Raw genomic sequence first — 25,275 nt, forward strand, 5'->3', positions numbered from 1 at the left:
AATTTTAAAAGATTAAGCCGCTCTTGCTTAATGGAAATGATGTTTCATTTTCTCTTGAATGATTTGGTCTTCTTTGCGTTGTTCCTGGCGGATCTTGCGGCGGGAGCCATAACCAGCGCAGATGTAGCGTTCTTCATCGGTTTCTGGTTGAATTTTGGGCATGGTAAAATCTTCATCTTCTTTTGGAGTAGCGACAAAGGTTAAGAAAGAGGTTGCGCCAATGAATTTCCGGTTTTCCTGATAATTTTCACCAATCACTTTGACAAAGACTTCCAAGCTGCGATGACCGGTCCCAGTGACATAACACTCGATGCGGACAATCTCCCCTAATTTAAAGGGGCTAATGAAGTTCATATTGTCCAAGGAGGCTGTTACCCCAGAACAGCGGGTGGCCTTATGGGCAGCTAGACTAGCCACATTGTCGATTAAATAAAGTAACTCCCCACCATAGAGGTTTCCAGCTGGGTTAGTATGGGCAGGTAAAATTAACATTTCATGGACAACTAGTGTGTCTTTACAATTAAGGACTAAATCCTTTGTTTCGTTTTCCATAGTGACATCCTACTTTCTAAATTAAGCCGCTTGATTAACTAGTGGTTCCTCCCTTAATGATTTGGTAAGGAAGCTTCAGGTCAGTGTCAAGCGTTTCATTTTCCATTAACTTGGTCAAGGCCCGCATGGCAACAGCACCAATATCATAAATTGGTGGGGCAATTGAGGAGAGTTCTGGACGTGACATGTTGACAATTGAAGAATTATCTGAAGCCATGATTTCGACCTCTTCAGGGACCTTAACGCCATTATCCAATAGGGCATTGAGTAAGCCAATGGCAATGGTATCATCGGTAGCAATCGCAGCATCCGCTTCTATTTCAGTGAAAGTCTCGTAAAGGGCATAGCCTGAGTCATAAGAAGGTGACTTAGCCGCAATTAATAAGTCTTCATTGACGGCATGTCCAGCTTCTGTTAAGGCCTTTTCATAACCTTGTAATTGCCGGCTTTGGCTTACCTTGAAGCCTTGGTCACTACCGACTAGGGCGATCCGTTTCTTGCCGTTAGCTAAGAAATCTTTAGTGACTTGGTAGTAGGCATCTTCCACGTCTATATTAATCGTAGGCATGGTTGCTTCAGGATCGATTAAATCAGTGAAGACGCAAGGACGACCAGCGGCGGAAATTTTTTGCCGGGCCTCTTGGGAAATGCTATTCCCGATAAAGATAATGCCGTCGACTTGCTTCATAATTAAACTTTCCACCCCAGCAGCGTCATGCTCAGGGTCGGCGTTAGCTAAAATAATATTGTATTCATACATATTAGCAATATCATCGATTCCCAAAGCCAGAGAACTGTAATAAGGGTTAGTAATGTCTGGCAAGAGTACCCCGATATAGCGGGTTCGCTTGCTGGCTAAACCGCGGGCAATGACGTTAGGATGGTAATTTAATTCTTTAATCACTTTCATGACTTTTTCTCTAGTTTTAGGGCGCACATTAGGATTTCCGTTAACGACACGTGAAACTGTGGCCATGGATACCCCTGCTTGGTGGGCGACATCATAGATTGTCACGTTTTGTTTCTCCATAATAAAACTCCTTCGAAAAAATTTACTGACTTAATATAGCAAAGGTGTTTTTCTTTTGCAACCGTTTACTCATTCATTATATCACGTTTTCATTAACTTTCATAAAAAATAAAATCTTTCCTTAAAAGTTATCGTAGCTTATTAGACTGAAAAGCGCTTAAGCCTGCTTGCTGTCTAAGAAAACACCTGTCTCTTTCATTATATATAAAATATTAATTTAAAAATTTTAGCATAAAATGATAAATAGAAAAAGTTTTTGTAACAAAAAAACATTCTTGACAGTATTTCTCTAAGCATTGAGCTTTTTCCTATTGACAAAAGGCCCTAAGTCGGCCACAATGGATGTTAGTTTAGACTAGTAAATTGTTGAAGGGTTAAGAGAGAGTTTGGCTGCTGAAAAAACTACCCCGCTCACAATTGAACCTACTAAGATACTAAGTAAAACTTAGCAAGTGCAAGCATTTGCAGGGGAGACACCCTTATCGTCCAATGAGATAAGCAAAAGCTTAATAAAGGTGGTACCGCGAGTCATATCGTCCTTTTAGGGGATGGTGGACTCGCTTTTTTTATCGGATAAAGTGGAAAAGGAGATTACAATGGCAAAAGAAACAACAAGTCATTTACAAGAAAATGATTTTTCTAAGTGGTATTTACAAAGTATTCAAAAGGCTGATTTATTTGCCTATGGTCCTGTTCGTGGAACCATGGTCTTTAAACCTAATGGCTACGTCTTATGGGAAAAAATTAAGACCGAATTTGATAAGAAATTTAAAGCATCAGGAGTAAAGAATTGTTACTTCCCCATGTTAATTCCCGAGTCCTTCTTCAAGAAAGAAGCTGACCATGTTGAGGGCTTTGCCCCTGAATTACCCTGGGTAACTCGGGCGGGTGACGAAGAATTAGAGGAACCAGTTGCCCTTCGTCCAACTTCAGAAACCCTCTTTGGTAATGCCATGTCTGACTGGATTAACTCTTACCGTGATTTACCTATGGAACTTAACCAATGGGCCAATGTTTTCCGCTGGGAGAAACGGACTCTACCATTTTTAAGAACCTCTGAATTTCTCTGGCAAGAAGGCCACTGTGCTTACGCTACTGAAGAAGAAGCTCGGGAACGGACCATGCACTTTCTTAAGGTATATCAAGAAACCGTCGAAGACTTATTAGCCTTACCCGTTTACGCTGGTCAAAAAACCCCTTCGGAAAAATTTGCTGGCGGGGTGGATACCTATTCTATCGAGGCCATGGTGAAAGACACCAAATCTGTGCAAGCAGGGACCTCACACTACTTGGGGACCAATTTTGCCGAAGCCTTTGACATTAAGTATCTTAATACCGAAAACCAACACGTTTATGCCCATACCAGTTCTTGGGGCGCCTCGACCCGTTTGATCGGGACCATGATTATGGTCCATGGTGACGAAAAGGGAGTTGTCTTCCCACCAAAAATGGCACCAATTCAAATTGCTTTGATTCCAGTTGGCAATGTGAAGAAGAACCCTGAAGTCCTTACCCGCCTCGAAGCCATTGAAAAGGACCTACAAGCAGCCGGTTATTCAACTTATTTAGATGATTCCAATAATTCAGCAGGCTACAAGTACAATGAGGCCGAAGTAAAAGGGGTCCCACTACGGATCGAATTTGGTCCACGGGATATGGAAAAGGGCCAATGCATGATTAAAATGCGTGACTTAGAGGATAAAGAAGCGGTTAACTTAGATGACTTACTCGACAAGGTTGCTAGTGAAATGGAAACCATGCAAAAACGTCTCTATGACAAGGCCGACCAATTCCGTCATGACCATGAACATTTCGACATCGACACCCTGGACCAATTAAAGGCACATATCAAGTCTTGTGAAGAAAAGGGAGAATACCCAGGCTGGGTACTTGCTGGCTGGGATGGCACGGAAGAAACAGAAGCCAAGGTCAAAGAAGAAACCGGCTTCACTACCCGGAACATCCCCTTTGAACCAGCAGTTGAAAAAACCGTCGACCTGGTCAGTGGAAAACCCGCAAAACACACCGTTTGGTTTGCCCGCGCATATTAAAATAGAGTGCGAGCTGACGACAAAAAAGTGAAACGCTGGAAGAAATATGCGGGAATCCTTGAAAAGGATTGCCAAATATTTCTGAAGCGGAGTTCACTTTTGTCAGCGAGCAGGTTTGAATAGAGTGCGACGGGTGCACCAAAGATCGATAACGCTATGCATACTATATCTGTAACTTGCTACGCTTCGAACAGCTATAGCAACTGGAGCTAAAGAGCAAAAATTCTTGAAAAGAATTTCTTGCACTTTAGTGAAGTGGAGATCGATCTGCACCCGGAGCACGTTTTGAGAGTACGACAGTCACAATAAGAGGGCAGTGCGCCCTCTTTTTTATTAACTCAAACAAGCTTCTTCTACTAGCTAAAGGCCAGCTATTTTTATATTTTAAGTAGTTAACTCTTGTTTTTATCTCAGGGGAAAATAGAAAACGCTTGCTCAATGAGATGAAATCAGCTATTTTAATAGTATATTACTTAATTTTTTTAAAGTGGATACAACTTTTTAGTTGTTATTATCCAAGTACGAGAAAGGATCCACCTATGAATACAATGGCAGCTATGGCAAAAAATCAATTTCATAAGTCCATAGAAGATATTAGTGACCAGGAACTTTATTATTTACTACTCGATTTGATCAAAGATAAAAGCAAAGGTTTAGCTACTAATCACAGCAAGAAAAAACTTTATTATGTATCGGCAGAATTCTTGATTGGTAAATTACTGGTCAATAACCTCTTAAACTTAGGGATCTATGACCAAGTTGAAGAAGAATTACAGGCTCATGGCCGGTCTTTAACGGAAGTGGAACAAGCAGAAAAAGAACCTTCACTCGGTAATGGGGGATTGGGACGCTTGGCTTCTTGCTTCTTAGATTCTATTGCCAGTTTAGGCATGAACGGGGACGGAATCGGTTTAAATTACCATTTTGGTCTCTTCCGGCAGTTTTTTGATAATAACCAGCAAACGGCCAAACCTGATGACTGGTTAGGGGGGAGAACTTGGTTAAATCGTACCGAGACTACTTTTACCGTTCCCTTTAAAAATGGGCCAGTCGCTTCCACCTTATATGAGATTGATATTATTGGCTTTAAAAGAGGAGAACGTAACCGCCTCCGCTTATTTGACCTGGACACGGTGAATTCAGATTTAATCCAATGGGGTACCATCCAATTTGATAAGGAAAATATCCCTGAAAACCTGACCCTTTTTCTCTATCCTGATGACTCTGACCATGCCGGGCGGATGTTAAGAATCTATCAACAATACTTTATGGTCTCTAACGCCGCTCAATTGATTATTCGTGAAGCCTTGGATCGGGGGTCCAACCTCCATGATTTAGCTGACTATGCGGTCATTCAGATTAATGATACCCACCCTACCTTTATCATTCCTGAATTGATCCGACTGTTAACTGAAGACCACGACTTTACTTTTGAAGAAGCGGTGGCAGTTGTTCGTCAGGTGGTGGCCTTTACTAACCATACTATTTTGAGTGAGGCCTTGGAAAAATGGCCACTGGCAGATATTGAAGCCGTTCAACCGGAAATTGCTAATATAATCTGCCGTTTAGACCGTATGATTAAGGAAGAGTTTCCAGGTAATCATGCGGTTGAGATTATCGATGGGTCCAACACGGTCCATATGGCCAGCATTGCCATCCATTTTGGCTTTTCGACTAACGGCGTAGCCCGTTTGCATTCGGATATCTTGGTAAATAGTGAACTCAAGGCCTTTGCCGCTATTTACCCAGAAAAATTCTCCAATAAGACTAATGGGATCACCTTTAGACGTTGGATAATGGCTGCCAATCCGCGTTTGGGTCATTTAATTGATCAAAGCATTGGCGACCAATGGCATCAAGGTATTGCAGATCTTAGCGATTTAAGCAAAGAAAAGAATAATACGAATTTCATGAATCAATTAGCCCAAATTAAGCAGGCCAACAAGGAACGGTTAGCGGACCATTTAAAAGCAAGTAAACGGATCGATATTAAGCCAGATTCGATTATTGATGTTCAAATTAAACGGATCCATGAGTATAAGCGCCAACAAATGCTGGCCCTTTATATTATTTACAAATATTTTGATATCAAGAACGGCAACCTTCCCCAAACCCCAATCACCATTCTTTTTGGCGGCAAGGCTGCTCCAGCCTATACCATTGCCCAAGATATTATCCACTTAATTCTTACCTTGTCAGCTCTGATTAAGGAAGATCCTGAAGTGGCACCTTATTTACAGGTTGAGTTTGTCTCCAACTATAATGTCACGGAAGCAGAATACCTCATCCCGGCAGCTGATATTTCTGAACAAATCTCCTTGGCTTCAAAAGAAGCGAGTGGGACGGGGAATATGAAATTTATGCTCAATGGTGCCTTGACCATTTGTACCTTGGATGGGGCGAATGTGGAAATTGCTGAGCGGGTAGGAGAAGACAACATCTACACCTTTGGTAAGTCTAGTGATGAGATTATTGACCTCTATACGAATAATGGCTATAATCCACAAGATTACTATAATCGCCCCGCCATTAAAGCTCTGGTCGACTTTATTGTGAGTTCGGAAATGATTCGCTTAGGCCATGAGAGCCAATTACGGCGTCTCTATGAAGATATCAAGAACAAGGACTACTTCATGGCCATGATTGACTTAGAAGAATACATTGCCCTCAAAGATAAGATGTACCAAGACTATGAAGACCAAGACGCTTGGTTGGATAAGGTCTTAGTCAATATTTCTGAGGCAGGCTACTTCTCTAGTGACCGGACCATTTTGGAATATAATGAAGATATTTGGCACTTAGACGTAGACGATCCCGAATAAACCGATAAAAATACATAAGTAAAATAAAAAATGCAGCAAGCCTAAGGACTTTGCTTGAGAAGTAGGAGCGTTTAGAACTTCTCAGTGATCCTTTTGTGCTTGCTGCACTTTTTATTTATTGTGTTGTTGAAGATGGAAGCGACAAGTCTTTAGTCGATGCATTCGTTTTCGTATTCTAAGGCAGAGCTCTTTCCTTTAGACCAGATAATTAAACCGGCAATCCCTTGAGCTAACATGCCTAGGTATGAGAAACCAACGATGAGGTTGCCCGCTTGTAACCAAAGAATTACTGAAAGGACATCGTTAATTAACCAGAGATAGTAGCCGTCCTTGTGACCAGTCACTTGACGTTGTTGGGCGGTAAAGGAAATCCCGTTAGTGATGGCATCTAAGACAATTTGTTGGCCACCCAATACATAGGAGAAGGCCCCCAAACCAATGGTCCAGAAGAAGACAGCTTGGCAAATTATTTTTAAATTAAAGTATTGGTCGACATGGAGGTCACCATTTTCGTCTCGACGTTTAGCCCAACTGAAGTGGCCGACAAATTCGGTGATGAGATAGTAAATAGATGAAAACATATCCCCGTAAATCCCTAGGATAGCAGCAGCGGCAATCCCGAAGATATTTTGAATCCCATTGACAATAAAAGTGGGTTGCCATTGGATGGCTAAGGTCCAAGTGCCTAAAAACCCAAAAATACTCATCCCCAGAGACATAAGGATGTTAAGGTCAAATTCTTGGCTGGTTAAACTGGTAATAATTCCATATAAATTAAATCCCAAGGAGACGATAAAACCAAAAGCGATGATGGCTAATTCCACCTTGTTGAGTGGTTTTAAGGCGCGGTGAATACATTCTTTTAAGGACAGGGTCTTAGTGGCTTTGTTTTGTTCTTGCATATATTTTCCTCGTTTTCCTATTGAATTTTTTCTAAGTAAGTGTCAATACTATCAAAAATGATTTGGGCATCTTCGGGACGATGAATGTCATAATTATCCACATTTAGCCGCATTTTAGGTGACTGGTCATAGTCTGCATACCATTGACCATAGTGGCTGTGGAGTTGACGGTAATAATCGTAAAGGCCATTATCAGAACTTGGTTGTTCATAAACTCGGCCCCGTTTTTTGATGTTTTTGACAGCGTTGTCTAGGGAACTATCTAAAAAGACTAAGAGATCAGGAGCCTTTTTAGGTAGGCTGTCTAATTCTTCCATCATGTTGGCTAGTAAGTCACGGTAGATGCTAAACTCTTCTTCAGAGATATTCCCATTTAAAACATTCAAATAGGTGAAAAGTTCGTCTTCGTAAATACTACGGTCCAAAACGTTATTATTATCAAAAAAGGCTGCCTTAATATTTTTAAAGCGTTGGTTTAGAAAGTAAATCTGTAAGGAAAAGGCATATTTCTTGGGGTCTTGGTAATATTTATCAAGGATGGGGTTTTCCTCGACAGGTTTGTAAAATACTTTTGTGCCTAAATATTCAGCTAATTTTCCGGCATAGGTCGATTTCCCTGCGCCGATGGTTCCAGCAAAAACTATCACTATTGTAATCCCTACTCTCTAACTATATATTGTGCTGTTTTCTTATAAAAATAAGGGTAAACACTATATCTTGTGTCCGGAAAGTATTCTATCATAGGATATTGAAAAGGCCAAGGAAGAAATTTTCCTGCAATCTTTGACTTATTTGACTAAGCTTGAGACTGGCTGGATGGCTCAGGTTAATTATTTTTAAAATTTAATTAAGCTTTAATATTTGGAGGCCGTCTTTATAAAAGTTCTAAAAAGGTAAATTGTAAAATGAAGTGCATAGAGAAAAGGACGACAAAAAACCAGTGATGCTCTATACTTAAAAGCGTCTAAACCCAAGTAAAGGAGCACTCACTGGCTATGAAACATTCTAACACGAAACCTAGATCATATACACACCTTTCTGCAGAAAAACGCGGAATTATCCAAGCAATGCACCAAGAAGGACATAAACAGAAAGAGATTGCTGACGCCGTTGGCGTCAATCAATGCACCATATCTCGTGAACTAAAACGTGGAAAAACACGTCAAATGAACTATGATCATACCTACGTTGATGTCTATCTTGCAGAAACTGGCTCGCGTGTTTATAAAGATAATCGGTCAAATTCTAAAGCCAGAGGCGCTTTGTATGGAAAATCTAACTTCATTAAAGCCTTTGAGGAAGCCTTACTGACACCTAAAGAAGACCGTATTTTCAGTGTTGATACGTTTATTCATGATTACCGCAGAAAACACCCTTTAGAAAGAGTTCCTTGCACCAAAACCATGTATAAATATATCAATCTTGGTTTATTAAATGTGAGGAATATTGATCTTCCTATGAAAACAAGGATTCGTCCAAGAAAACAACCTAGTGAACCGCGTGGGACGAATAAAAAGGTATTTGGAAAAAGCATTGATCAGCGATGCCCAGACGTCCTTTCAAGAGAAGAATTTGGTCACTGGGAGCTTGACCTCGTGATAGGAAAGAAGACTAAAGGAGAGCCATGTCTTATTACTCTAGTTGAACGGAAAACGCGAAAATTCCTCACCAAGAAGACTTGGAAGTGGGATGCAGATTCCATTGTAAAATCGGTTAAAAAGGTGATTCTTAAAGAGGGTCAAGCGTGTTTTAAAACCTTAACGACCGATAACGGCAGTGAATTTTCTAAACTATCTCAGCTTGAGTATGCTCTGAAGGATTTGGAAGTCTTTTTCGCCCATGCCTATTCAGCTTGGGAAAAAGGCAGTAATGAGAGACATAATCGCATGTTAAGAGAATTCTTGCCCAAAGGGACAAGCTTTAAAAAGCTGACATACCAGGAACTCGCACACTATACGAATACAATAAATAATCGCTTTAGAAAGGTCTTAGATTATCAAACCCCTAACGACTGTTATAACCTAGAAGTTGCGAAACTTCAGGAAACGCTTAAAGAAGCAGGCTAAAGTGCTTAACAAAGCATAGAGATTCAGTGTGGGCCAGTCAAGGTCCGCTTCGCTCTCCACCTTGACAGCCCCACCCTGAATCTCTAAATGATAATCAAGCACTTTAAGCTAGAGAAAAACGGGCCAAGAATTATTGACTTTATCAGCTTTTTAGTTATTTGGCATGACACTGGGATTTTTTAAAATAAATATGCACTTGATATTGCAATTTACCAAAGTTCTAAAAAGACTGATAAGGTGATGAAATCGCTTGCGAAAGCGGTAACAAGCTGCTATAATAAGCTTGTGAGTCCCTTACAATGCTTACCCAAAACCTGTAAGGGCTTTTTTGTTTTCAAGGAAATATAAAGTAGTCCTTGGCTTTTTTCTCGCAAATCCTAGTAATCGTGTTAGACTGAATAATAATAAGCAGCGTAATTTCTATGAGTGGAGGACTTTAGATATGGCAGAAACTTTTAAAGAACAATTAGGCAAAGAACAACTCTTACCCTTATACACGGTTAATGACTTAGGGTCGGTAGCCTTAGCTGAGGCGGTTTTAAGTGAAAATAACTTATCCTTTATCGAAGTCACCTACCGCAGTGACCTGGCTTCTCAAGCCATCCAGCAATTGGCGGATAGGGGAAAATTAGTTGTGGGAGCAGGAACAGTCCGTGACTTGGATACCGCCAAGGACGCCGTTGATCATGGCGCGCAATTTATTGTCAGTCCCGGTTTATCGACTGAAGTAGTCGATTATTGCTTGAAAGAAGATATCCCTGTCTTTCCGGGAGCAGTTACTCCAAGTGAAATCATGCAAGCCATGGACTTAGACCTTGACGTGGTGAAATTCTTCCCAGCCAATGTCTATGGGGGCCTGTCAGCGATTAAGTCTTTAGCAGGGCCTTTCTTTGATATCCAATTCATCCCCACTGGCGGGGTCAATAGTGACAATTTCACCGACTATTTAGCCAATGACGCCGTATTGGCAGTGGGAGGCTCCTTTATCTTGTCTGAAAAAGAGGTCTTAAAAGATGAAGGAAAGACAGCCTCGGAAAAATTAGCTGCCTTAACCAAGCAGCTCCACTAAAATTATTGGCAGGATAACACCCAGCTTTTAGCGCCTGGGTGTTTTTTGAACGAAGATTTTGTTAGCCAGCTAAAAATTGACAGTAAATAAGCCTGATTTCACCTCCAGGGGTAAGATCAGGCTTATTTCTTTATTGATCAGTATCGACCGGGACAGGTATGTCCACATAAACTTCTTCACCAATATGAAAACTGGCTTGGGCAGCGGTAAGATTGGTGAGTTCTTCTTGGACTTTGTCTACTTCTTGGCTCGGAACGCCTAAATGATAGGTCACTTTTTCCAAGTAGGTTGTATCTAGGAGCGAGTAGGGAGAGTTTTCCACCCAGTAGGCCATGCTACCATTGAGGGAATAATCGATTGTCACGTCGACTTGGGTTTGCAAGCGGCGTTCAACCACACCAATTTGGTGGACGGCTTCGGAAACGGCACCGCTATAGGCCCGGACTAGACCGCCAGCTCCCAATTTGGTGCCTCCAAAATACCGGGTAACCACACAGGCAACATTTTTTAAATCCATATTTTTTAGGACTTCCAGCATAGGAACTCCAGCAGTTCCACTGGGTTCACCATCATCGAGGGCTCTTTGAATTTCATTACGCTCTCCGATTTGGTAGGCGACACAGTTGTGGGTGGCCTTATAATGTTCTTTTCTCACCTCTTCAACAAAGGCGTCGGCTTCTTCCTTAGTGTAGGCACGCTGAATCCGACATATAAAGCGTGATTTTTTGATTTCTATTTCATGTTCACCAGCACTTTTAATGGTACGGTACTCAATCATTGATGGTTCAGCTCGTTTCTGTTTATTTTCTCCTTATTGTAACTAAAGCAGGGCTAAAGTTCAAAAGTCTCCCTTTATTCGCCAACTCGGAGGACGAACTTAGTCATTAATTACGGCTTAATAGTTTAGCTCAGTGGATAAAGAGAGGATGAATAACCATGCAAGACTTACTTTTAGGACGGCTGCTGGCGGCAAGTGAGCTACCTGAGGAGCTTGATTTAAGCGATGCCTCTAGTTTGCCAGCGATAAAGGTCGATGGAAAGCAATTGGTCTGCCAACGTTGTTTTAACCAGCTAGCTTTTTATCCGAATCCGTGTACTTGTGAAGGGACGTGTTTTTATTGTTTAAATTGCTTGGCCTTTGCCAAGTTAAGGACCTGTGACCGGCTTTATTATGACTTAGATCCTCATTTTTACTTTAAAGACTTATGTCGGGAACAACCTTACCTAGAATGGCCGGGCACCCTATCGCCCCAGCAAGAGCAGTGTGCCGATCAATTGCTGGCTTCTTATCAAGCGGGGCAGGATCACTTGGTTTGGGCAGTCACTGGAGCAGGGAAAACAGAGATGATTTTTCCCCTAGTTGACTATGCCCTCTGTCAGGGGCAGCGTATCGCCTTGGCCACGCCTCGGGTCGATGTCTGTAATGAGTTATTCCCCCGCTTTCAAGCTGCCTTCCCAGAAATTGATATTCTCCTCCTCCACGGCAAGGTTGACCACCCTTACCGGCTAAGTCCCTTGACTATTGCTTCGACCCACCAGTTACTGCGCTTTTACCAGGCCTTTGATCTTTTAATTGTTGATGAAGTCGATGCCTTTCCCTACCATGGTGATCCCTTATTAGAAGCAGCTAGCCGCCGAGCCGTCAAAGATACCGGCGTGCGAGTGGAACTCACCGCTACCCCTTCAAAAGACCAGCAAAGGGCTATCAAGCAGGAAAAGATTGCCGCTTCTATCCTGCCAGCTCGCTACCACCGCCATCCTCTCCCAGTTCCCAAGCACCGCTGGGTTGGCGATTGGCGCCAAGCCATTGCTAAGGGGCGCTTGCCGGGTGTATTAGGTTCAACCATCCAGTCCTTTCTAAAGAAGGGCGAGGCTTTTTTACTCTTTCTCCCCCATATTGCCATGATGGAGGCACTCGAAAAAATTCTCCATAAGCATTTTAAGCAAGTAAGCTTTACTAGTGTTTCCTCCAAGGACCCTGATCGGATTGAAAAGGTAGCCGCCATGCGTGAACAGAATTATCAGTTTTTACTTACCACTACTATTTTAGAGCGGGGCGTGACCTTTCCCGGTATTCACGTCATTGTCTTAGGAAGTGAAGACCGGGTCTTTAACACCTCCTCCTTAGTTCAGATTGCTGGACGGGTAGGACGAAAACCTGACCAAGCCAGCGGGAAAGTATATTTTCTTCATGAGGGGAAAACGAAGGCCAGCCTGCAAGCGGTCAAGCAGATTCAGTGGCTAAATCAAGAAGCTAGGAAGCGGGGGTTAATCGATGAGTGAGTGCTTATTGTGTCAGGAAAGCTTCCAAGAAAAGCTTAGCTTAAAAGAACTCCTCACCTGGAAAAGCTGGGAGCCTAGTATTATCTGTTCGACTTGCCAAGAGGCCTTTCATTATTTAAAGGGGCCGCGTTGTCAGCAATGTAGCCGGGAATGGGAAGAAGAGGACTACTGTTCTGACTGTTTGACCTGGCAAAGGGAGGATGGCTGGTACTTTCGTAATTACTCACTCTTCGCCTATAATGATGTCTTTAAAAACTGGTTACATACCTTGAAAAGTAAGGGGGATGTCAGGGTAGCTGGTTTATTTACTCAAGAACTCAAAAAGATTAAAGGCGCCTACCCCGGATATACCTGGCTAGCCATTCCTGGCTCAAGTGCAAAGTTTAAAAAACGCGGTTTTCATCAAAGTGAGCTTATTTTGGACCAGGCGGGTATTCCCTACCAACGTTTAATCCACCTAGCTGGATCCAAAAAGAAACAGGCCCAGTTGAACCGCCAAGAGCGTTTAGCTAACCAACGCCAGATTGAACGCTTGACAGAAGGACCACTCCCTCAAAAAATTCTTCTCTTTGATGATGTCTATACAACCGGTGCGACGTTCCACCAAGTGGCCCGTTTTTTAGAATCTTTTGGGGTAGAAGAAATCACTTCACTTACGCTGGGACGTTAGGGAAAACTGCCTTATGACTTGAATTAAAGCGCTATCTAACATATAATATAAGTAGTAAGAAAGAAGCTTATTAAGAGCTTCTGCCAGACCATGTTTGGCTTAGGAAGGATGAGTAATTATGTTTACTTACAATGTTCGCGGAGAAAATATTGAAATCACTCCTGCTATCCGTGATTATGCAGAGAACAAGATTTCAAAAATCGAGAAATACTTTAAAGACGCTCCGGATACAACCGTCTATGTGAATGCCAAAGTCTACCAAAACGGAGAGGCTAAAGCAGAAGTTACCGTTCCCCTACCACGTTTAACCTTACGGGCTGAAGAAACCTCACAAGACCTTTACGGTAGCATTGACCTAGTGGTTGATAAACTCGAACGCCAAGTGAAGAAATATAAAACTCGGATTAACCGCAAATCACGTGAAAAAGGTATTTCTGATGTGATGTTTACTGAAAACAATCAAGAAGACAGTAAAGATGACAATGACAGCAATATTGAAATTGTTCGTACCAAGAGTATTGCGGTAAAACCAATGAGCGCTGAAGAAGCGGTCTTACAAATGGAAATGTTAGGACACTCATTCTTTATTTATGAAGATGCTGAAAGTGAAAGCGTGTCCTTAGTTTACAAACGCCATAACGGTAAGTACGGTTTAATCGAAATTGAAAAAGACATCGTTAACGAATAAGAAAAATTATTTTAGTAAACAAGCTGGGTCACCTTGATCCAGCTTTTTTGAATGGAAAAGCATTCTTTGCTTTTTGCTGTTGATGAGTAATCATTTAACAAGACTTGTAAGATAAATAGCCATGAGCAGTAGTGGCGCTTTGAATGTTGGGCCTTAGCCATGAACAAGCAAGCGATGTGAAATATGGCTAGTAGGCGCTAGCCGTACTAGCCGTTTGAAGCTCGCTAGATGAGGGACCTTGGGCTGAATCGATGCCATGGCTTTTCAACGGCCAAAATTCAAAAGCAGAACGAATGCTCATCAACAGCCAACAGCATTTAATAGAGAGCTAAACAAGTCAGCTAAGTAACTAGCGATAGCTTGAAAGGTCAGGGTAGTTATAAAAACAAAAAATGATATCATTTCGCCGACTTGGCTTGCTTCTGTTACAATCAATGGGGAAAGTTTTTCTTGTTTTCATAGCTATAAAAAAATGCTAGAATAATAAAGATACCTTATTTATGCAAGGAATACGAGTAGATTAAGGAGAATTCCATGGCCAACATTTTAAGAAAAATGTTTGATAACGATAAAAGAGAATTAAAACGTTTTAATAAACAAGCAAAAAAAGTGGAAGCACTTGCTGATAAATACAGTGAGTATTCCGATGAACAATTACGGGCAAAAACCACCTCTTTCCGTGAGCGCCTCGCTTATGGGGAGAGCCTAGAAGATATCTTAGTCGAAGCCTTTGCCACTGTTCGGGAAGCGGCTAAACGGGTTTTAGGCTTATACCCCTACCATGTCCAAATTGTAGGGGGCTTAGCCCTGCATTATGGGAATATCGCTGAGATGAAGACCGGTGAAGGTAAGACTTTGACGGAAACCATGCCAGTTTACCTCAATGCCTTAGAAGGTAAAGGGGTTCATGTGGTAACAGTCAATGACTACCTGGCCCGCCGTGACTCGGTTGATATGGGAGAAGTCTATCGCTTTCTAGGCCTCACAGTCGGTTTAAATACCAATGACCTAACCGCCGAAGAAAAACGGGCTGCCTACCACTGTGATGTGACTTATTCCACCAACAATGAATTAGGGTTTGACTACTTACGTGACAATATGGTGGTTTATAAGGAACAAATGGTCCAACGTCCCTTGCATTACGCCATTGTTGACGAGGTGGACTCCATTCTGATCGATGAAGCCCGGACGCCTTTGATCATTTCTGGTCAAGCTGAACAATCCACAGCCCTTTACCAACGGGCCGATTATTTTGTTAAGTCCTTGAAAGAGGAAGAGGACTATGTCATTGATATTGAGTCGAAAACCATTAGTCTGACTGAACAAGGGGTTGACAAGGCTGAGGCGGTTTTCCACTTAGATAATCTTTACGATGTGGAAAATGGTCCCCTGATCCACCACATTGATACGGCCTTACGGGCTAACTACATCATGATCCGCGATATCGACTACGTGGTTCAAGAGGATGAAGTGAAGATTGTGGATGGCTTTACTGGTCGGATTATGGAAGGACGGCGCTATTCAGATGGCCTCCACCAAGGGATTGAAGCCAAGGAAAATGTGCCCATTCAAAAAGAATCCAAAACCATGGCCACCATTACCTTCCAAAATTACTTCCGTATGTATGACAAATTAGCCGGGATGACCGGGACAGCCAAAACGGAAGAACAAGAATTTCGTGAAATCTATGACATGGATGTTATCCAGATTCCTACCAACCGCCCAGTCCAACGTGAAGACGCCTTGGATAAGATCTATCCTAACTTGATGACCAAGTTCCGTGCTGTAGCTGATGAAATTGAAAGCCGCCACAAAAAAGGTCAACCGGTATTGGTAGGGACAGTTGCGGTGGAAACTTCAGAATTACTGTCACGGATGCTAAGTGAACGAAACATCCCCCGCAATGTCCTAAACGCTAAAAACCATGCCCGCGAAGCTGAGATCATTGCGCAAGCAGGGCAAGAAGGCGCCGTAACCATTGCTACCAACATGGCTGGACGTGGGACCGACATTAAATTAGGACCTGGCGTTAAAGAATTGGGCGGCTTGGCAGTTATTGGGACGGAACGCCACGAATCACGCCGGATTGACGACCAATTGCGGGGCCGTTCTGGCCGGCAAGGAGACCCAGGTTTCTCCCGTTTCTACTTGTCTTTAGAAGACGACTTGATGCGCCGCTTTGGTTCTGACCGGGTGAAAGCCATCTGGGAAAACCTCCAATTAGAGGATGATGATGTTTCGATTGAAAACCCCATGCTGACTCGCCAAGTTGAATCCGCTCAAAAACGGGTAGAAGGAAATAACTACGATACCCGTAAGAGTGTCTTAGAATACGACGAAGTCATGCGTGAACAACGGGAAATCATCTATAGCCAACGCCAACAAATTATCGATGAGAAAGAATCCCTTGATAAAATTATGTGGGCGATGATTGAACGCACCGTTGAGCGTATGGTAGAACAGTACACTGCTGGAACTGAAAAAGAGTGGAACTTAGAAGCCCTCTATGACCAAGTGTCTACCGAAATTCTACGCTCAGATGCTATTCAACTTAGTGATTTACAAGGTAAGTCTCAAGACGAGCTCAAGCAATTCATTACCGATAAAGCCCGCCAACGCTTCCAAGAAAAGTTAGATAATATTGCTAACCCTGATTTGATCTTGGAATTTGAAAAGGTAGTTATTCTGCGGGCGGTTGATACCCGCTGGACTGACCATATTGATGCCATGGATCAATTACGCCAAGGGGTAGGACTAAGAGCCTATGCGCAAAATAACCCATTAGTGGAATACCAAACTGAAGGTTATGAACGCTTCAATGATATGATCTCTGGCATTGAATACGATGCCAGCCGGATCTTTATGAACTCTGAAATCCGTCAAAACCTACAAAGACAACAAGTGTAAAAAGGATGTGAGGACGCCATCAGAGACTTGAATTGCTGGAGGAAAATACCATAAGCACAGCTAGTCTGTGCGTTGGGATTTTCTGAAGCAACTTCAAGGCTGGCGTCTGAACTCAACTAAAGAGTGTGACAAAAGTCGTAAAGAGCCCTGAAGAGCTACGCATACTATATCTGTAACTCGCTAGCGCTTCGAACAGCTATAGCAACTGGAGCAAACTATGGAAGATAGGCGAAAGCCTATCGTACATAGTTTGTGAAGTGGACGTCAGGGCTGACTTTTGGAACACGTTTGAAAAGGATGTGAGGAAGGATCAGGGAGGGAGATTCATGGAGCTCACCTCGCCCTTGGAACACATTTAACGATTAGAAAAGAAGGACTGGGCTCGTGGGGCTTGCAGTCCTTGTTTTCTTATTACTCAATTTAAAAATAAGGATTTTTTTATAAAGGAGTAGTTCGATGGAAATTAGTGAATTACGTCATCTATTAGCAGAAAACCAAGAACAATTAACCAGCTTCGGGAGGTCTCTTTGACTTAGAGGAGTTAGAAGCCCAACTGGCTGAATACCAAGACCGCATGTTGGCCCCTGATTTCTGGGATGACCCGAATCAGGCCCAAGCAGTGATTAATGAAAATAATCAAGTCAAGGCTGTTTATGAAACCTATCATAAGTTATTGTCAACTTATGAAGACCTTCAGGCTTATGATGAATTACTTACCGAAGAAGAGGCTGACCAAGAGCTCTACCAGGACTTTGAAGACCAAGTGCTCACCTTCCAGAAAGAGATGGAAGATTATGAGCGTCATATGTTACTTAATGGCCCCCACGACAAGGCGGCGGCTATTTTAGATATTCATCCCGGGGCGGGAGGAACCGAGTCTCAAGACTGGGCCAGCATGTTGCTTAGAATGTATCAACGCTGGGCGGATAGTCATGATTTCACTTTTACCCTCTTTAACTATCAGGTGGGCGATGAAGCGGGGATCAAGTCGGCTACCTTTGAAATTAAAGGCAATAATGCTTATGGCCTATTAAAATCGGAGCACGGTATCCATCGCTTGGTCCGCATTTCTCCCTTCGACTCCAACAAACGCCGGCATACCTCCTTTGCTTCCGTAGAAGTCATGCCTGAGATTGATCAGAATACGGAAATAGAAATCAATGATGATGACTTGCGGATTGATGTTTTTCGTGCTTCTGGTGCTGGGGGTCAGCATATTAATAAAACCTCATCAGCCGTTCGCATTACCCATATTCCAACTGGAATTGTCGTTTCCTCACAAAGTCAACGCTCACAATTACAAAACCGGGAAACCGCTATGAAAACGCTGCAAGCCAAACTCGCCCGTTTATTAGAAGAAAAGAACGCAAAAGAACTTGATGAGATTCGGGGCGAAAAGTCTGAGATCGCCTGGGGGTCTCAAATTCGTTCTTATGTTTTCCACCCCTATCAAATGGTCAAAGACCATCGGACGAATTATGAAGAAGGCGATACTAGTAAGGTGATGGATGGCGATATCGATGGCTTTATCGATGCCTATCTTAAAGAGACTATCAATCAGGATTAAGAAGAAAATGTTATAGAGTTCTTTTTCAGATATTTTTTTGCTACAATAAGAACTGATGATTGATAACAAGGGGGAGGCTTATTCATGAAGAAAGTTCTAGTCGTGGATGACGAAGAATCAATTCGGAAGTTGTTAGAATATAACCTATCTAAAGAAGGCTATGAGGTCACTTCGTCAGCTGATGGTAAGGCAGCCTATGATCTTGCAGGCGAGAAAAACTTTGATTTTATTATATTAGATTTGATGCTTCCTTCCATGGATGGAATGGATGTATGTAAGCAATTGCGTCAAGATAAGGTGAATACACCGATCTTGATGCTAACTGCTAAGGATGATGAATTAGAAAAAATTATTGGCCTCGAACTGGGAGCGGACGATTATATGACCAAACCCTTTAGTCCGCGAGAAGTGGTCGCACGAATGAAGGCCATCTTACGCCGGTCACGTGATTATGGCAAAGTGGCTAGTGACCAAGAAGACAAGAAGGAAGTTGACCAAGACCCAGCCGAGGAAGAGGAATCAGTGATCCAAGTAGGCGATATCACCATTAATAAGAGTGACTTTTCTGTTACTGCCCATGGGCAAGCGATAGATATGACAAAGAAAGAATTTGAACTCTTGACTTATTTAGCTGAACGGGTTGACCGGATTGTTTCTCGAGAAATTCTCTTATCCAAGATTTGGGATTTTGATTACTCGGTAGGTTCACGCTTAGTGGATGTGCATATTAGTCACTTGCGGGAAAAGATTGAAAAGGACCCTAAAAATCCTGAATATATCATTACAGTTAGAGGCTTTGGCTATAAATTTGAGGTGCCCAAAGCATGAAGCGTTTAACTTTAATCATAACAACAGTGTTTTCACTGTTGTTTATTTTATATAGTTTTCTTTTTGCCTATAATGCTAACGAAGTTGTTCAAGTCACTGTCCAGCAGGAAACCCAAGAATCCATGCGTGACACAGTCCATTCTGTTGAACGAATCACTAAGAACTTGACCGCAGAAGATGTGGTGAACAATAGTTCCGCCTGGTTCGATGCCCAGCAGGAAATTATGAATACCCTTAACCCTATGGAACGGGTGTCTATTTATGACGCTAACCATAAGGAAGTTCTCTCCTTTGGTAATAAACTTTTAGCCAATATTCCCTTTACCGAAGCGGGGAAGCAGGCCTTAGATAAGAATTTATCCTTTACCGAGTTTGAAAATGAAGAAGATATGACCACCTATGAATACACTGGCTTGATCAAGAATAAGAACCACCAGCCCATCGCTTCCATCCGAGTCCTGCGGAATGTTAACGATATAACAGAGGCGCAAAATCGCTTATTGATCGTGTCTGTAGGTGGGTCGGTGGTCATGGTCTTAATCCTTTTAGCCATTCTTTCCTATTACTTTAAAAAAATTGCCCAACCCATCTATTCCATTTCGGATGTGGTCGGTCGGCTGTCTAAAAGTGACTACTCGATTCGTTACAACCAGCTGGGAGTGGCTGAAATTGACGAGTTGGGAGACGATATCAATGACTTAGCCAGCAATTTATCCCGGCAAGATATCCAAATTTCTATGCAGGAGGAACGTTTACAACTCCTGATGGATTATCTGGTGGTGGGGGTTTTAATGATTGATAAAAAACACCGCATTAAAGTGGCCAATAAGGCAGCCTATAGTATTTTTGATTTAGATGATAATGTTATTAATCATAAATATGAAGAAGTGCTGACAGGCTATCGGCTCTTACAAATGATAGAAACTTGCTACTCCACCAAAGAGAATGTTAACGATGAAGTTTATCTCTATTATCCTAAGGAATTGATTTTGGATGTTAATATTCTCTATGTTCCTAAGAAGGCCAATGTTTCTGGGATCAGTGAGCAGGTAGTGGTATTAGCCTATGATATTACTGAAATTCGTCGTTTAGAAAAAGTACGGTCTGACTTTATTGCCAATGCCTCCCACGAATTAAAGACGCCTGTCACCGCCTTAAAAGGCTTTACCGAAACCTTACTCGATGGGGCCTTAGAAGATGAGGATACCGCTCGAGAATTTGTCGAGATTATGAACCGGGAAGCTAACCGACTGGGTTTTCTCATTAATGATATTTTAGATTTGGCTAAGATTGAGCAAGACCAACTCGGTCACCGTAGTGAAACGGTGCAACTGAACCGTGTGATTGCTGAAGTCGTTCATTCTTTAGAAATTCCTGCCAGTGAAAACCAGGTGGAAGTCCACTATGATAATAATCTTGAAGCAGGCATTCGTTTTACTACCGAAGAAATGCGCTTGAAGCAGATTTTGACTAATCTAATCAACAATGCTATCAAATATAACAAGGCTGAAGGGGGCCAAGTTTGGATTAGTTCTACAGTGACTGAGGATGATAAATATGTTGTTATTGCTATAAGAGATAATGGACTTGGCATTCCTGACGAAGATATCCCTCGGATTTTTGAACGTTTCTATCGGGTAGACAAGACCCGGTCAACTGCTTCTGGAGGAACTGGTCTTGGTCTATCTATTGTCCGAAATTTAGTCGCATCAATGAGTGGAAAGATTGATGTGGTCAGCGAACTCGATGAGGGATCGACGTTTACAGTTTATTTGCCTAAAAATGATAAAAAGTTACTAGAAACAGAAGCAGATGACTCCCTGTCTGCTGATAGTGAATAGAAACTAAGCCTTTTAAGGATCGGATATCAAAAGCAGAAAAATCCGATAAATAAGATTTTAATAATGAACAATCTAGAGCAGTCAATGACTTTTACGTGAAAGGAATTGGCTGCTTTTGTCTTTTTGATCATTTAAAATATAATTTATAAAAAGGAAAAAATTTACACAAAATTTACATAAATTTTACAAAAATCAGTAAAAAAGGCTAAACCCTAACATTATTTTTACATTAGGGGGCTATAATGGATATAGTAAGAAAAAAACGGTCATCCATGATGGCTATATTTTATCAATCAGAAGGAGAGATTGTTTAATGGCATTGAAATTCAAACCACTAGGTAAGTTAGTTATGGCTTTAGGTGTAACAGCAACTTTAGCTGCTTGTGGTAACGGCGGTTCTGAAGGCTCAAATACTGCAGATGGTGGTAGTGAATCAGCTGGTGATTTCTCAGGTACTATTAACGTAACCACTCGTGAAGAAGGTTCCGGTACCCGTGATGCTTTCCAAGAAATCATCGATTTTGAAGAACCAGTAGCGTCTGCTTTAGTTCAAAACGGTACTGACCAAGTGCTTTCATATGTAGCTGGAGATACATACTCCATTGGATACATCTCCCTTGGTTCCATGAACGATACCGTTAAAGCCTTGAAGATTGACGGTGTCGAAGCAACTGAAGAAAATGTTGCCAATGACAGCTATAAGATTGCTCGTCCTTTCAACATTGTTTACCCTGGTGAATTAGAAGGCGCAGCCAAAGACTTCCATGACTTTATCTTCTCTAAAGAAGGGCAAGACATTGTCTTAGAAAATGGTTATGTTCCTGTGAAGTCTGACGCTGAAGCATATAGCGGTGATGGTTCTGCAAGTGGTACCATTAATATCGCTGGTTCAACTTCTGTTGGTCCGGTTATGGAAAAACTAAAAGAAGCTTATGAACAAAAGAATCCAAATGTTCAAATTAACATTACCCAAAATGGCTCTGGTGCAGGGGTTACCGGTGCTCAAGAAGGTACAGCTGATATCGGTATGGCTTCTCGTGAATTAAAAGAAGACGAAACTGGTGTAACAGCTGAAGCAATTGCTAAAGATGGTATTGCAGTAATCGTCAACAAGGAAAACCCAACAGATGATTTATCTGTAGACCAAATTAGAGGAATTTATACAGGAGAAATTCTTGACTGGTCAGAGCTAAATCAATAATAGCGATTAGTAAAAAGAGGCTACTCCTTTAACTAGAGGTAGCCCTTTTTATTGCTGGCCCTTTATAATATAATAGCTTAGTAGAAGAATTTTAAAGGGAGAAAAAAATGCAGAAGAATACTTTAGAAGTCGTCATGAAATGGGTCTTTTTCATTTGTGCGGCTGTTTCAATTTTAGCATTATTAGCTATTTGTTATTTCATTTTTGCGGGAAGTATTCCTTTCTTGTCGGATTATGGACTAGGAAACTTCTTGTTTGGTTCCAGCTGGCGCCCGCGTCAGGGAGACTTTGGAATTGCTCCAATGATTGTTGGTTCTTTTTATGTGACTCTCTTAGCGATTGCTATTGGTGTCCCTGCAGGAATTTTTACTGCGGTCTTTATGGCCTTCTATTGTCCCAAGAAACTCCACACCTGGTTGAAACCTGCTGTTAACTTGATGGCTGGGATTCCCTCCATTGTCTATGGGTATTTTGGTTTAGTGGTTCTGGTTCCAGCTGTTCGTAGTTTCTGCCAGTCTCTAGGTATTTCAAGTACCGGGATGAGCGTTTTTACAGCGGGTTTAGTTTTAGGAATTATGATTTTACCAACCATTATTACCACTTCTGAATCATCCCTAAGAGCGGTTCCTAAGTCCTACTATCAAGCCTCTATTGGTCTGGGAGCTACCCATGATCGAACAGCTTATCGGATTATGTTGCCAGCGGCCCGGTCAGGGGTTCTTGCAGCGGTTATCTTAGGTATTGGTCGTGCAGTTGGAGAAACCATGGCGGTAATTATGGTTGCTGGTAACCAAGCCATTTTCCCACAAGGCCTCTTCAAAGGGGTCAGAACCATGACCACTAACATTATGTTAGAAATGGCTTATGCTTCTGGGACTCACCGTGATGCCCTGATTGCGACAGGGGCAGTCTTATTTGTGGTTATCTTAATCATCAATGGTGTACTAGCTATTGTAAACCGTAAAGGAGGCAACCACTAATGGCAGATAAATTACTACGCGCTTTGACTTATCTCTTTACCTTATTTACTTTTGGTTGGTTATTTTTCATTATTCTCTATGTTCTAGTAAAAGGGGTTCCTTATTTATCACCAGAACTATTTGCTTGGAATTATACCACTGAGAATGTGTCGATGATGCCTTCTATCATCACCACCATTTACATTGTTCTAGGTTCCTTACTCATTGCAGTGCCTTTAGGAGTCTTTGCTGGTTTCTACTTGGTAGAATATGCTGGTAAAAATAATAAATGGGTGGAAGCCATTCGAATTGCTACAGATACCTTGACAGGGGTACCTTCCATTGTGTATGGTTTATTCGGTATGCTTGCCTTTGTTTTGGCAGCACAATTCCAGTATTCCGTTTTAGCCGGGATTTTAACCATGGCAATCATGGTCTTACCCTTAATTATCCGTAATACCGAAGAAGGTTTAATGTCAGTTAACGATAGCTTACGCTTTGCTTCATATGGCTTAGGGGCAGGTAAGTTACGGACCATCTTTAGGATCGTTTTACCAGTGGCTATGCCAGGGATCTTATCAGGGGTTATCTTGGCTATCGGGCGTATCGTAGGTGAAACGGCAGCTCTTATGTATACCTTAGGGACTTCGACAAGCTTACCAAAATCACTCTTTTCATCCGGGAGAACCTTAGCCTTACATATGTACGTGCTTTCAACTGAAGGTTTACACCGTAACGAAGCGATGGCAACGGGTGTGGTATTGCTGATCTTAGTTTTAATTATTAACGGAACATCAACATGGCTATCCAATAAATTGGGAGCACAAGGAGGACAACAATAAAATGGCTGAACAAACAAAAACGCCGATGAAATTAAAGATGAGTGCCCATAATATGGACCTCTGGTATGGTAATTTCCAGGCTTTGGAAGATATTGATATTGAAATTTATGAAAAACAAGTGACTGCTCTGATCGGACCTTCTGGATCAGGGAAATCCACCTTTCTTAAATCTTTAAACCGTATGAATGACCTGGTTGATGGTTGCCGAATTGACGGAACCATTGAATTAGAAGGTAAAAATATTTACGATAAAAATATCAATCTTAATCTCTTACGTAAGGAAGTAGGGATGGTTTTCCAACAACCTAACCCCTTTCCAATGAGTATTTACGATAACGTGGCTTACGGCCCCCGTACCCACGGTATCCGTGATAAAAATGAACTTGATCAAATTGTGGAAGAATCCTTACGTGGTGCAGCTATTTGGGACGAAGTCAAAGATGACTTATCTAAGAGTGGTTTAGCTATTTCTGGTGGGCAACAACAACGGGTATGTATTGCGCGTGCCTTAGCTGTTAAACCAGAAGTCTTACTCATGGACGAACCAACTTCAGCCTTGGACCCAATATCCACTTTGAAGATTGAAGACTTAATTAATGATCTTAAAGAAGAATATACCATTGTCATCGTGACCCATAACATGCAACAAGCTGCCCGGGTATCCGACTATACTGCCTTCTTCTATGCTGATCCCGAATTAGGTGGTGGCCATTCTAGAATTATCGAATATGGCCCAACGGAACAAATCTTCAATAATCCACAACAAGAACAAACTGCCGACTATGTGGCTGGTCGTTTTGGTTAGTGGAACTTGTCTTTTACAATTGAAAAGAAGCTTTCAGGACTTGGTTAAGGCCAGGTCCTCTTTTTTTAGAAATAGAAAATAATTAAAAAATTGTCTTATTACTTGGAGAAAAAGCTAGCTTATTAGAAGTATTAGGCGTACAATTCATAGTTATTGAGAGTGAATATATGCGCTAGCCGGAAATAATGGCTT

At 41.9% G+C, this 25,275-nt stretch carries 20 protein-coding genes; 15 read left to right on the forward strand and 5 right to left on the reverse strand.

The window, feature by feature from the left end:
* Positions 1 to 27: 27 nt before the first annotated feature.
* The gene (locus CJ190_RS01130; RefSeq protein WP_064293616.1) at positions 28 to 552 is read right to left on the reverse strand and encodes an acyl-CoA thioesterase; all 525 of its coding nucleotides are present in this window, start codon (positions 550 to 552) and stop codon (positions 28 to 30) included.
* 34 nt (positions 553 to 586) lie between these two features.
* Complete coding sequence (locus CJ190_RS01135) at positions 587 to 1,582, reverse strand: substrate-binding domain-containing protein (RefSeq protein WP_064293617.1); 996 nt, start codon at positions 1,580 to 1,582, stop codon at positions 587 to 589.
* A gap of 596 nt (positions 1,583 to 2,178) precedes the next feature.
* Here CJ190_RS01135 and proS point away from each other — a divergent pair.
* Both proS and CJ190_RS01145 read left to right on the forward strand, forming a co-directional pair.
* Positions 2,179 to 3,633: a proline--tRNA ligase gene (proS, locus tag CJ190_RS01140; protein WP_064293618.1), complete on the forward strand. Its 1,455-nt coding sequence runs from the start codon at positions 2,179 to 2,181 to the stop codon at positions 3,631 to 3,633.
* Positions 3,634 to 4,172: 539 nt separating this feature from the next.
* Positions 4,173 to 6,455: a glycogen/starch/alpha-glucan phosphorylase gene (locus tag CJ190_RS01145; RefSeq protein ID WP_064292523.1), complete on the forward strand. Its 2,283-nt coding sequence runs from the start codon at positions 4,173 to 4,175 to the stop codon at positions 6,453 to 6,455.
* 149 nt (positions 6,456 to 6,604) lie between these two features.
* Here the strand turns inward: CJ190_RS01145 and pnuC are convergent, their stop codons facing one another.
* Positions 6,605 to 7,357: a nicotinamide riboside transporter PnuC gene (gene pnuC / locus CJ190_RS01150; RefSeq protein WP_013669619.1), complete on the reverse strand. Its 753-nt coding sequence runs from the start codon at positions 7,355 to 7,357 to the stop codon at positions 6,605 to 6,607.
* A gap of 17 nt (positions 7,358 to 7,374) precedes the next feature.
* On the reverse strand, positions 7,375 to 8,004 hold the full coding sequence (locus tag CJ190_RS01155) for a deoxynucleoside kinase (protein ID WP_070598105.1): 630 nt from the start codon (positions 8,002 to 8,004) through the stop codon (positions 7,375 to 7,377).
* 348 nt (positions 8,005 to 8,352) lie between these two features.
* On the opposite strand from CJ190_RS01155, the gene CJ190_RS01160 reads away from it, so the two are divergent.
* Positions 8,353 to 9,423: an IS30 family transposase gene (locus CJ190_RS01160; RefSeq protein WP_101562109.1), complete on the forward strand. Its 1,071-nt coding sequence runs from the start codon at positions 8,353 to 8,355 to the stop codon at positions 9,421 to 9,423.
* Between the two features lie 442 nt (positions 9,424 to 9,865).
* On the forward strand, positions 9,866 to 10,492 hold the full coding sequence (locus CJ190_RS01165) for a bifunctional 4-hydroxy-2-oxoglutarate aldolase/2-dehydro-3-deoxy-phosphogluconate aldolase (RefSeq protein ID WP_064292525.1): 627 nt from the start codon (positions 9,866 to 9,868) through the stop codon (positions 10,490 to 10,492).
* Between the two features lie 130 nt (positions 10,493 to 10,622).
* Here CJ190_RS01165 and CJ190_RS01170 read toward each other — a convergent pair whose 3' ends face one another.
* Complete coding sequence (locus CJ190_RS01170) at positions 10,623 to 11,270, reverse strand: YigZ family protein (RefSeq protein WP_064292526.1); 648 nt, start codon at positions 11,268 to 11,270, stop codon at positions 10,623 to 10,625.
* A 158-nt stretch (positions 11,271 to 11,428) separates the two neighbouring features.
* Here CJ190_RS01170 and CJ190_RS01175 point away from each other — a divergent pair, with 158 nt between their 5' ends.
* The 11 genes from CJ190_RS01175 (at position 11,429) to pstB (ending at position 25,083) form a co-directional block, all read left to right on the forward strand.
* Positions 11,429 to 12,775 (forward strand): DEAD/DEAH box helicase, encoded by a 1,347-nt coding sequence (locus tag CJ190_RS01175; protein WP_064292527.1) that lies wholly within the window; start codon positions 11,429 to 11,431, stop codon positions 12,773 to 12,775.
* Positions 12,768 to 13,445, forward strand: a complete 678-nt coding sequence (locus CJ190_RS01180; RefSeq protein ID WP_070598119.1) for a ComF family protein — start codon at positions 12,768 to 12,770, stop codon at positions 13,443 to 13,445. Before CJ190_RS01175 ends, CJ190_RS01180 begins: the two co-directional genes overlap by 8 nt.
* 118 nt (positions 13,446 to 13,563) lie before the next feature.
* Positions 13,564 to 14,133 carry a ribosome hibernation-promoting factor, HPF/YfiA family gene (gene hpf, locus CJ190_RS01185; RefSeq protein WP_013668810.1) on the forward strand — a complete coding sequence of 190 codons (570 nt, stop codon included), beginning with the start codon at positions 13,564 to 13,566 and terminating at the stop codon, positions 14,131 to 14,133.
* 534 nt (positions 14,134 to 14,667) lie between these two features.
* Positions 14,668 to 17,040, forward strand: coding sequence for a preprotein translocase subunit SecA (secA, locus tag CJ190_RS01190; RefSeq protein ID WP_101562032.1), 2,373 nt, complete (start codon positions 14,668 to 14,670; stop codon positions 17,038 to 17,040).
* Positions 17,041 to 17,496: 456 nt separating this feature from the next.
* Positions 17,497 to 18,607, forward strand: a protein-coding gene (prfB, locus tag CJ190_RS01195) for a peptide chain release factor 2 (RefSeq protein WP_101562031.1) whose coding sequence is annotated in 2 segments (ribosomal slippage) — positions 17,497 to 17,568 and positions 17,570 to 18,607 — 1,110 coding nt in all. Because the reading frame shifts where the segments join, the coding sequence is not laid out codon by codon here.
* An 84-nt stretch (positions 18,608 to 18,691) separates the two neighbouring features.
* Positions 18,692 to 19,435, forward strand: coding sequence for a response regulator transcription factor (locus CJ190_RS01200; protein ID WP_064292354.1), 744 nt, complete (start codon positions 18,692 to 18,694; stop codon positions 19,433 to 19,435).
* On the forward strand, positions 19,432 to 21,276 hold the full coding sequence (pnpS, locus tag CJ190_RS01205; protein ID WP_064292355.1) for a two-component system histidine kinase PnpS: 1,845 nt from the start codon (positions 19,432 to 19,434) through the stop codon (positions 21,274 to 21,276). The genes CJ190_RS01200 and pnpS overlap by 4 nt, the downstream gene beginning before the upstream one ends.
* A 313-nt stretch (positions 21,277 to 21,589) precedes the next feature.
* Positions 21,590 to 22,477 (forward strand): substrate-binding domain-containing protein, encoded by an 888-nt coding sequence (locus CJ190_RS01210; RefSeq protein ID WP_060777683.1) that lies wholly within the window; start codon positions 21,590 to 21,592, stop codon positions 22,475 to 22,477.
* 107 nt (positions 22,478 to 22,584) lie between these two features.
* On the forward strand, positions 22,585 to 23,457 hold the full coding sequence (gene pstC, locus CJ190_RS01215) for a phosphate ABC transporter permease subunit PstC (protein ID WP_064292356.1): 873 nt from the start codon (positions 22,585 to 22,587) through the stop codon (positions 23,455 to 23,457).
* A complete protein-coding gene (gene pstA / locus CJ190_RS01220; RefSeq protein ID WP_060777685.1) occupies positions 23,457 to 24,278 on the forward strand; it encodes a phosphate ABC transporter permease PstA in 822 nt (273 codons plus the stop codon). Before pstC ends, pstA begins: the two co-directional genes overlap by 1 nt.
* A gap of 37 nt (positions 24,279 to 24,315) precedes the next feature.
* The gene (pstB, locus tag CJ190_RS01225; RefSeq protein ID WP_216403018.1) at positions 24,316 to 25,083 is read left to right on the forward strand and encodes a phosphate ABC transporter ATP-binding protein PstB; all 768 of its coding nucleotides are present in this window, start codon (positions 24,316 to 24,318) and stop codon (positions 25,081 to 25,083) included.
* Positions 25,084 to 25,275: the final 192 nt, after the last annotated feature.

Source organism: Aerococcus loyolae (genome assembly GCF_002871915.2).
Taxonomy (GTDB): domain Bacteria; phylum Bacillota; class Bacilli; order Lactobacillales; family Aerococcaceae; genus Aerococcus; species Aerococcus loyolae.